This window comes from Streptomyces sp. TE5632 (assembly GCF_054061295.1).
The window spans coordinates 441,053-448,156 of record NZ_JBSSEA010000001.1; the positions used below are offsets into that span (position 1 = coordinate 441,053).

The window sequence follows — 7,104 nt, forward strand, 5'->3', positions numbered from 1 at the left end:
AGACGCTCAGACAGCCGGAGTACGCCCGTCCAGGTGTACGAAGCACACCTGCTCAGCCCCGACAATGGTCCGGACACGCTGCACGAACGACGAAAGCGACAGCCCATGGATCTCGGCGTCCGCTGGACACTGCACGGAGACGGACGCACCCCGGCTCCCGGCGCGGTGGTCCGCCCCGACGAACGGCTCTCCTGGCCCCGTACCGCGGGGCTCGGCGCCCAGCACGTCGTGGCGATGTTCGGGGCGTCCTTCGTCGCCCCGGTACTGATGGGCCTGGACCCCAACCTCGCGATCATGATGTCGGGCGTCGCGACCATCGTCTTCCTGCTGGCCACCCGCGGCCGGGTGCCCAGCTATCTGGGCTGCTCGCTCTCCTTCGTCGGCGTCGCCGCGGTCATCCGGGCCCAGGGCGGGTCGAGCGCCACCGTGACCGGCGCGGTGTTCGTGGTCGGGGCCGCGCTGTTCCTGGTGGGGCTCGCGGTACGGCGCTTCGGGGCGCGGATCATCCACGCCACGATGCCGCCGATCGTCACCGGCGCGGTGGTGATGCTGATCGGCTTCAACCTGGCGCCGGTGACCGCCGCCACGTACTGGCCGCAGGACCAGTGGACCGCCCTGTCCGTGATGCTGTTCACCGGCCTGGCGGTGGTGTGCCTGCGGGGCTTCTGGTCCCGTATCGCGATCTTCCTCGGGCTGGTCTTCGGGTACGCGCTCTCCTGGGTCCTCGACCTGGTCTTCGGCCAGATCCACTCCGCAAACGCGAGCGGCAAGGTCACCGACCACTGGCGCCTGGACCTGTCCGGCGTGGGCCAGGCCGACTGGATCGGTCTGCCGAACCTGCACGGCCCCTCCTTCGAGTGGTCGGCGATCCTGGTGGCCCTGCCGGTCGTCATCGCGCTGATCGCCGAGAACGCCGGGCACGTCAAGGCCGTCGGCGAGATGACCGGCGACAACCTCGACGACAAGCTGGGCACGGCCATCTCCGCCGACGGCGTCGGCTCCATGCTGTCCACCGCCGTCGGCGGCCCGCCCAACACCACCTACTCCGAGAACATCGGCGTGATGGCGGCGACCCGTGTCTACTCGACCGCCGCGTACTGGGCCGCCGCGTGCTTCGCCCTGCTGTTCGGTCTCTGTCCGAAGTTCGGCGCGGTCGTGGCCGCGATCCCCGGGGGTGTGCTCGGCGGGATCACCGTCATCCTGTACGGCATGATCGGCCTGCTCGGCGCCCAGATCTGGATCAACGCCAAGGTGGACCTGCGCAATCCGCTGAACCTGGTACCGGCCGCCGCGGGCATCATCATCGGCGTCGGCAACGTCACCATGGAGTTCACCGACACCTTCTCGCTCAGCGGCATCGCGCTCGGCACCCTCGTCGTCATCACCGGGTACCACGCGCTGCGCGCCTTCGCGCCGGCCCATCTCAAGACCCAGCCGCCGCTGCTCGACGCCGGCACCTCGGCCTACGACGAGAACGGGGGCGAGAACGGCGGGGGCGAGGCGGACGGCGGGGGCACTCAGCGCGCCAAGTCATAGGCGTACGAAGGGACGAAGGTGCCCGGCGCGCCCTTGCAGCCGTCCGACTCCCCCGGCAGTTTCACCCAGAGGTAGGCGTCGATCCCGGCCTCGCCGGTGCTGAGCGTCGGGGTCCGGCCGAGCTTGCGGCCGGCGGGGTCGCACCATTCGCCGTCGGCCGGGGCGCCGTTGCCGTTGCGGCTGGTGTCGATCACCGCACCCAGGCCGGGCGGGCCGCCGAGCGCGTCGAGCACCTGCCGGTCGTAAGCGATCTCGTCGGCCGTGTCGTGGAAGTTGGAGACGTTGCTGAAGACGCCGTCGGAGGAGGCCGCCGACGCGGCCCCGGCCTGCCGCAGCCAGTCGGCCTGTCGCGCGGGCGCGTTCCAGCCGGAGTGCCCGGCGTCGTAGTAGACGCGTGCCCGGGGGTTGGCCTTCTTCAGTACCCGTCCGGCGCGGGCCAGTGAGGCGAAGCGGTCGGCGCGCTGCCCCGCGGAGAGGCATTCGACCTGGGCGAGGGAGTCCGGCTCCAGGATCACGATGACCTCGCCGGACCCCAGCCCGGCGGCGAACCGGTCGATCCAGCCGTCGTAGGCGGCCGGATCGGGCGCCCCGCCCCGGGAGTGCCCGTCGCAGTCGCGGTCGGGGATCGTGTACGGCACGAGGACGGGCACCCGGCCCCGTGCGGCGCCGGCCGAGGTGATCGCGCGCACCCGCGCGGTGACCGTGTCCGGTGAGTGATCGGCGAACCACACGGCCGCCGGCCGGTCACCGATGCGGGACTCTACGACCGCGCGGCGCGGATCGCCGGGATGGGCCCGCACCCAGTCCAGGACCTGGGACTCGGGGTGGCGGTAGAGCCGGGGGGACACCGGGGCCGACCGCGGCTCCCGCGCGCTGTGCGACGCGGACGGCGAGGTACTCGTCTTCCTCGCACGGGGCTCGGGAGAGGCCGGCGCGGAGGAGGACGGCGCCTCGGGCGACGGGGACGCCGACGGCACGACGGGCAGTGCCTCCAGCCGCGGCGACGCGGTCACCTCGGCCCGTGCCTCGTCCGAGGCCCGTCCGTCATCCACCGAAGAGACCACCCCGGCGGCGGTGCCGACCGCCACCACGAGAGAGGCGACCGCCACCATGGCGGCGCGCCGGGCAGCGCCTCTGCGCGCGGCCCGCCGGGCAGCCAGGCGTTGGGCACGCGAGCCTGACACAGTGCTGCTCCCCCTCCCCCACGACGGGCGCGTTCCCCCGATCCGGGGAAACGTCGGGCCCGCCGCCACCGGCACCACACTAAAGGTGCGACTCTGCGCTCATGGCGCAATGCGAACAAGCCCGTCAAGTCCGCACCCCCGTAGACACCGTCGTCTCCCGGATGCGCGCCCTCGACTCCGCCCTGCCCCGCCGGGACGGGATCGCGGTCTTCAACCGCGTCTACCTCGCGGTGACGACGGAGGTGGACCGGCGCATCGACGCCGGTCTGCTCGCGGACACGCGGGCGGCGGTCACCCTGGACGTGCTGTTCGCCGAGCGCTATCTGGCCGCCGTCGAGGCGGTGTCCGAGGGCCGCCGCCCACCGGCCTGCTGGCGCCCGCTGTTCCAGTTCCGCCACCATCCGGGCGTACGTCCGCTGCAGTTCGCGCTGGCGGGCGTCAACGCGCACATCGGCCACGACCTGGCGCTCGCCGTCGTGGACACCTGCCGTACGCTCGGCTGCGAACCCGCCCGTGTGGAGGACGAGTTCGACCACGTGGGCGACCTCCTGGCCACGCTGGAGGAGCGCATCCGCGAGGACCTGATGCCGGGTCCCGACCTGCTCCAGCTCGCCGACCCGATGACCCATCTGCTCGCTGCGTGGAGCCTGGACCGAGCCCGGGACGCCGCCTGGACGGCGGCTCGCGCGCTGTGGGCGCTGCGCGGACTGCCGGACGTCGCCGAGGAGTTCGCCGCACGACTGGACATGGCGGTCGGCTTCGCCGGACGCATGCTGCTCACGCCCCTGCCCGACTGACCCGGGCGGTCCGGCGGCCGCGAGCCGGGCGGGCTCCGGGGCCAGGGAGTTCCGGGGGAGGCTTCGGGGCCGGGAAGTTCCGGGGGCTCCGGGGCTCAGTCGTCGGAGAGTTCCACCGGCGCGATCTCGTCGTAGACGTCACCGGGACCGGGGTTGGTCGCGTCGGTCGCTCCACCGAAGTGGTGCATGACGCCCCAGACCGCGTTCAGCGCGGTCTGGACGGCGCCCTCGGCCCAGCCGGCCGTCCAGGAGATGTCGTCGCCGGCCAGGAAGACGCCCCGCTTGTCCTCGGGCAGCCGGTCCTGCATGAAGTGCGTGAACAGGCGCCGCTGATAGCGGTAGTGGCCGGGCAGGTTGGCCTTGAAGGCGCCCATGAAGTAGGGCTCGTTCTCCCAGGAGACGGTCACCGGGTTGCCGATGATGTGCTTCCTGATGTCGACCGTCGGGTAGATCCCGCCCAGCGACTTCAGCATGACTTCCATCCGCTCGTTCGGCGACAGCGGCAGCCACTTCAGGCTGTCGTCGCACCAGGTGTACGAGAGGCAGATGACGGCGGGCCTGTCCGGGCCGTCGTCGAGCAGGTAGGTGCCGCGGGTCATCCGGTCGGTGAGCGTCATCGACATGACGTCCCGCCCTGTCGGGTTCCCGTTCTCGTCGACGGCCTCGTCCAGCCAGAAGGGCCGGTCCACGGGCACGAAGAGCTTGGAGCTCTCCATGTAGTGGGTGCGCTCGATGGCGGTCCAGTGGTCGATGGGGAAGAGCGATTCGTCGCAGGCGACCTTGGAGAGCAGCATCCAGGACTGGGCGGTGAAGACGGCCGCCCGGTAGGTGCGGATGTCCCCGTTCGCGTCCGTCACCGTGATGTGGTGGCCGGCGGTGCGGTGCAGCCGCGTCACCGCCGGGCGGGGCTCGCCGTCGGTGTGCAGGGACTTCAGCGAGGTGCCGTACGGCCAGTGGACGATCTTCTCCGGCTCGCGCTCCCACAGGCGCAGCGGCAGCTGCTGGGAGCCGCCGACGATGCCGCGGTGGTGGTCGTCGGCCTCGGTGTAGACGACCCGCAGGATCTCCAGGATGGAGTTGGGGAAGTCGGTGTCCCAGCCGCCGGTGCCGAAGCCGACCTGGCCGAAGATCTCGCGGTGCCGGAAGGACTTGAAGGCTTCGGAGTCGCAGAGGAAACCGTAGAAGGTCTGGTTGTCGAGCTTCTCCACCAGCCTCGACCAGATCTCACGGATGCGCAGGACGTCCCGTTCGCGCAGGGCGCGGTTCATGTCGGAGAAGTCGGCGCCCTCCTCCAGGCAGCGGTTCCAGGCGTCCGCCACGTCCCGGTAGACCTGCGGCAGGTCGTCGAGCGTCTCGGCGTAGTGCGACTCGCCCTTGAGGTCGACGACGGTCGAAGACGTCGCCTCGGCAAGGGGGTTGGGGAAGGGGCGGGTCTCGAGACCCACCAGGTCGATGTAGTGCTGGAGGGCGGTGGAGGACGGTGGGAAGCGCATCGCGCCCATCTCGGCGGTGAGTGAGGGGTCGCAGCCCTCGAAGCCGACGGTGCGCAACCGGCCGCCGATCCGGTCGGCCTCGTACACGACGGGCTTGAGGCCCATCTTCATCAGCTCGTAGGCGGCGACGATCCCGGACAGGCCCCCGCCGACGACCGCGACCTCGGTGCCGTGCTCGGTCGCGGGGATCTGGCCGAGGCCCGCGGGGTGGGCGAGGAAGTCGTCGTACGCGTACGGGAAGTCCGGGCCGAACATGGTGATCGGCGGCTGCTGCTCGTCGGCGTGCTCGACGGCGTTGGGCACCGTGGACGTCATGGGGTGCGGACTCCTTGCGCGAACGGTCTTCGAGGTGTCGGTGGGGGGAAGCGGGGTTCAGCCGCGGGGCCCGTACAGGCCGGGGCGGCGGTCCCGCAGATACGGGTTGTTCTCACGGGAGGCGGCGAGGAGCGCGGGGTCCGCGTCGGCGAGGACGAGTTCCTCGCCGCGGCCCGCCCGGGTACGGGCGACTCCGTCGGGTCCGGCGAGGGTGGACAGTCCCGCGAACTCCAACTCGCCCTCCTGGCCGACCCGGTTGACGTACGCGATGTACATCTGGTTCTCGAACGCCCGCACCGGCACGACGGATTCGGCGACGAACTGGAACGGGTGCATCAGGGCCGTGGGCACCAGGAGGAGGTCGGTGCCCGCCAGGGCGTGGGCGCGCGCGTTCTCCGGGAACTCGACGTCGTAGCAGATCAGCAGGCCGACGGTGAGGCCGTTGAGCTCGGCCTGGACGACCGGCTGGTCGCCCGGGGTGAAGTGCTCGTGCTCGAAGCTGCCGAAGAGGTGGGTCTTGCGGTAGTTCGCGAGGCGGGTGCCGTCTGCGGAGACGAGCTGGACGGAGTTGTGGACCGTGTCGTCGGTGCGTTCCGGGTAGCTGTAGGCGATGGCGAGTCCGTGCCGGGTGGCCGTCCGTGCGATCGCGTCGGCCGCGTCGCCGTCGGCGGGCTCGGCGAGCACCGTGACGTCGTCGCCGATGGCGTACCCCGTCAGGAACAGCTCCGAGGTCACGAGCAGCCCGGCGCCGGCCGCGGCGGCGCGGCCCGCGGCCTCGTCGAGGACCTTGAGGTTCTCGGCGACGGATCCGGGCCGGCCGGAGCTCTGGAGCAGGGCTGTGCGCATGCGTTTTCCTCATCGGTACGCGGGGGTTTCGGGGGTCTCACAGACGCTACGTCCGGTCGGCTCGACCGGACAAGAAGGAGCCGTTGCGCGCCCATGAGCGAACTGTTGCGTCCGCCGTGGGGTCGGCGGCGATTCGTTGCACGCCCCCGGTTCGGCGCCCGTGTCGGGGGCGGACGCGATGCCGAGGGCCGCCGCGTGGGCAGGGCGGGCGCCGGAGCGAACGCGGGCGCGGCAACGCGGGCGCGGCAACGCGGGCGCGGCAACGCGGGCGCGGCAACGCGGGCGCGGCAACGCGGGCGCGGCAACGCGGGCGCGGCAACGCGGGCGCGGCAACGCGGGCGCGGCAACGCGGGCGCGGCAACGCGGGCGCGGCAACGCGGGCGCGGCAACGCGGGCGCGGCAACGCGGGCGCGGCAACGCGGGCGCGGCAACGCGGGCGCGGCAACGCGGGCGCGGCAACGCGGGCGCGGCAACGCGGGCGCGGCAACGCGGGCGCGGCGACGCGGGCGCGGACCGTGGTGGGACGGCCGCTGAGCCGGTGCATGGCTCCCTCCCCAGGACGCCCGGGTGACTGGGCGGGCGAAGTGGCTGCCGACCGGTGTTGCCGGCCGGCAGCGAGACGCGCCCTACGGAATGCCGCGCGGCGAGCGCAATGGCCTCATGAGCATCAGGAACAACGCTGTCACCAGATACGGCAGCGCGAACACGGCGAAGGCCGTGCTGTGTCCGCCGCGTGAGGCGATCACCGCGTAGCCGCCGAACACCGCGACCGTGGCCAGCTCGGTGCCCAGTCCCGCGACCGAGGTCAGGGTGGCCCGCCCGGTGTCCGCGATCCGCCGTTGGAGCCGCGCGTCGGCCAGTACGGTAGCCGCCTGGAAGCCGCCGAAGGCGAGGGCGACGAGCACGAGCCCGGCCGTCGTGCCCGCGGCGGAG

At 72.3% G+C, this 7,104-nt stretch carries 5 protein-coding genes and 1 pseudogene; 2 read left to right on the forward strand and 4 right to left on the reverse strand.

Going from position 1 to position 7,104, the window contains the following annotated elements:
* The first annotated feature begins 105 nt into the window (after positions 1 to 105).
* Complete coding sequence (locus ACVW19_RS02185; RefSeq protein ID WP_457456061.1) at positions 106 to 1,536, forward strand: uracil-xanthine permease family protein; 1,431 nt, start codon at positions 106 to 108, stop codon at positions 1,534 to 1,536.
* Here ACVW19_RS02185 and ACVW19_RS02190 read toward each other — a convergent pair.
* Positions 1,518 to 2,648, reverse strand: coding sequence for a glycoside hydrolase family 6 protein (locus ACVW19_RS02190; protein WP_457456063.1), 1,131 nt, complete (start codon positions 2,646 to 2,648; stop codon positions 1,518 to 1,520). The two genes, ACVW19_RS02185 and ACVW19_RS02190, sit on opposite strands and share 19 nt — an antisense overlap.
* Before the next feature lie 173 nt (positions 2,649 to 2,821).
* Here ACVW19_RS02190 and ACVW19_RS02195 point away from each other — a divergent pair, with 173 nt between their 5' ends.
* A complete protein-coding gene (locus ACVW19_RS02195; protein WP_457456031.1) occupies positions 2,822 to 3,517 on the forward strand; it encodes a DUF5995 family protein in 696 nt (231 codons plus the stop codon).
* A gap of 95 nt (positions 3,518 to 3,612) precedes the next feature.
* Here the strand turns inward: ACVW19_RS02195 and ACVW19_RS02200 are convergent, their stop codons facing one another.
* The 3 genes and pseudogenes from ACVW19_RS02200 to ACVW19_RS02210 all read right to left on the reverse strand — a co-directional run.
* Positions 3,613 to 5,325 carry a flavin monoamine oxidase family protein gene (locus tag ACVW19_RS02200; protein WP_457456033.1) on the reverse strand — a complete coding sequence of 571 codons (1,713 nt, stop codon included), beginning with the start codon at positions 5,323 to 5,325 and terminating at the stop codon, positions 3,613 to 3,615.
* Positions 5,326 to 5,382: 57 nt separating this feature from the next.
* Positions 5,383 to 6,171 carry a carbon-nitrogen hydrolase family protein gene (locus tag ACVW19_RS02205; RefSeq protein ID WP_457456035.1) on the reverse strand — a complete coding sequence of 263 codons (789 nt, stop codon included), beginning with the start codon at positions 6,169 to 6,171 and terminating at the stop codon, positions 5,383 to 5,385.
* 626 nt (positions 6,172 to 6,797) lie between these two features.
* Positions 6,798 to 7,104 (reverse strand): annotated as a pseudogene (locus ACVW19_RS02210) (MFS transporter); the annotation flags it as partial.

Excerpts from the sequence above, each read along its gene's own strand:
- ACVW19_RS02185 (WP_457456061.1), top strand. The coding sequence starts at position 106 with ATGGATCTCGGCGTCCGCTGGACACTGCACGGAGACGGACGCACCCCG.
- ACVW19_RS02190 (WP_457456063.1), bottom strand. The coding sequence starts at position 2,648 with ATGGTGGCGGTCGCCTCTCTCGTGGTGGCGGTCGGCACCGCCGCCGGG.
- ACVW19_RS02195 (WP_457456031.1), top strand. The coding sequence starts at position 2,822 with ATGGCGCAATGCGAACAAGCCCGTCAAGTCCGCACCCCCGTAGACACC.
- ACVW19_RS02200 (WP_457456033.1), bottom strand. The coding sequence starts at position 5,325 with ATGACGTCCACGGTGCCCAACGCCGTCGAGCACGCCGACGAGCAGCAG.
- ACVW19_RS02205 (WP_457456035.1), bottom strand. The coding sequence starts at position 6,171 with ATGCGCACAGCCCTGCTCCAGAGCTCCGGCCGGCCCGGATCCGTCGCC.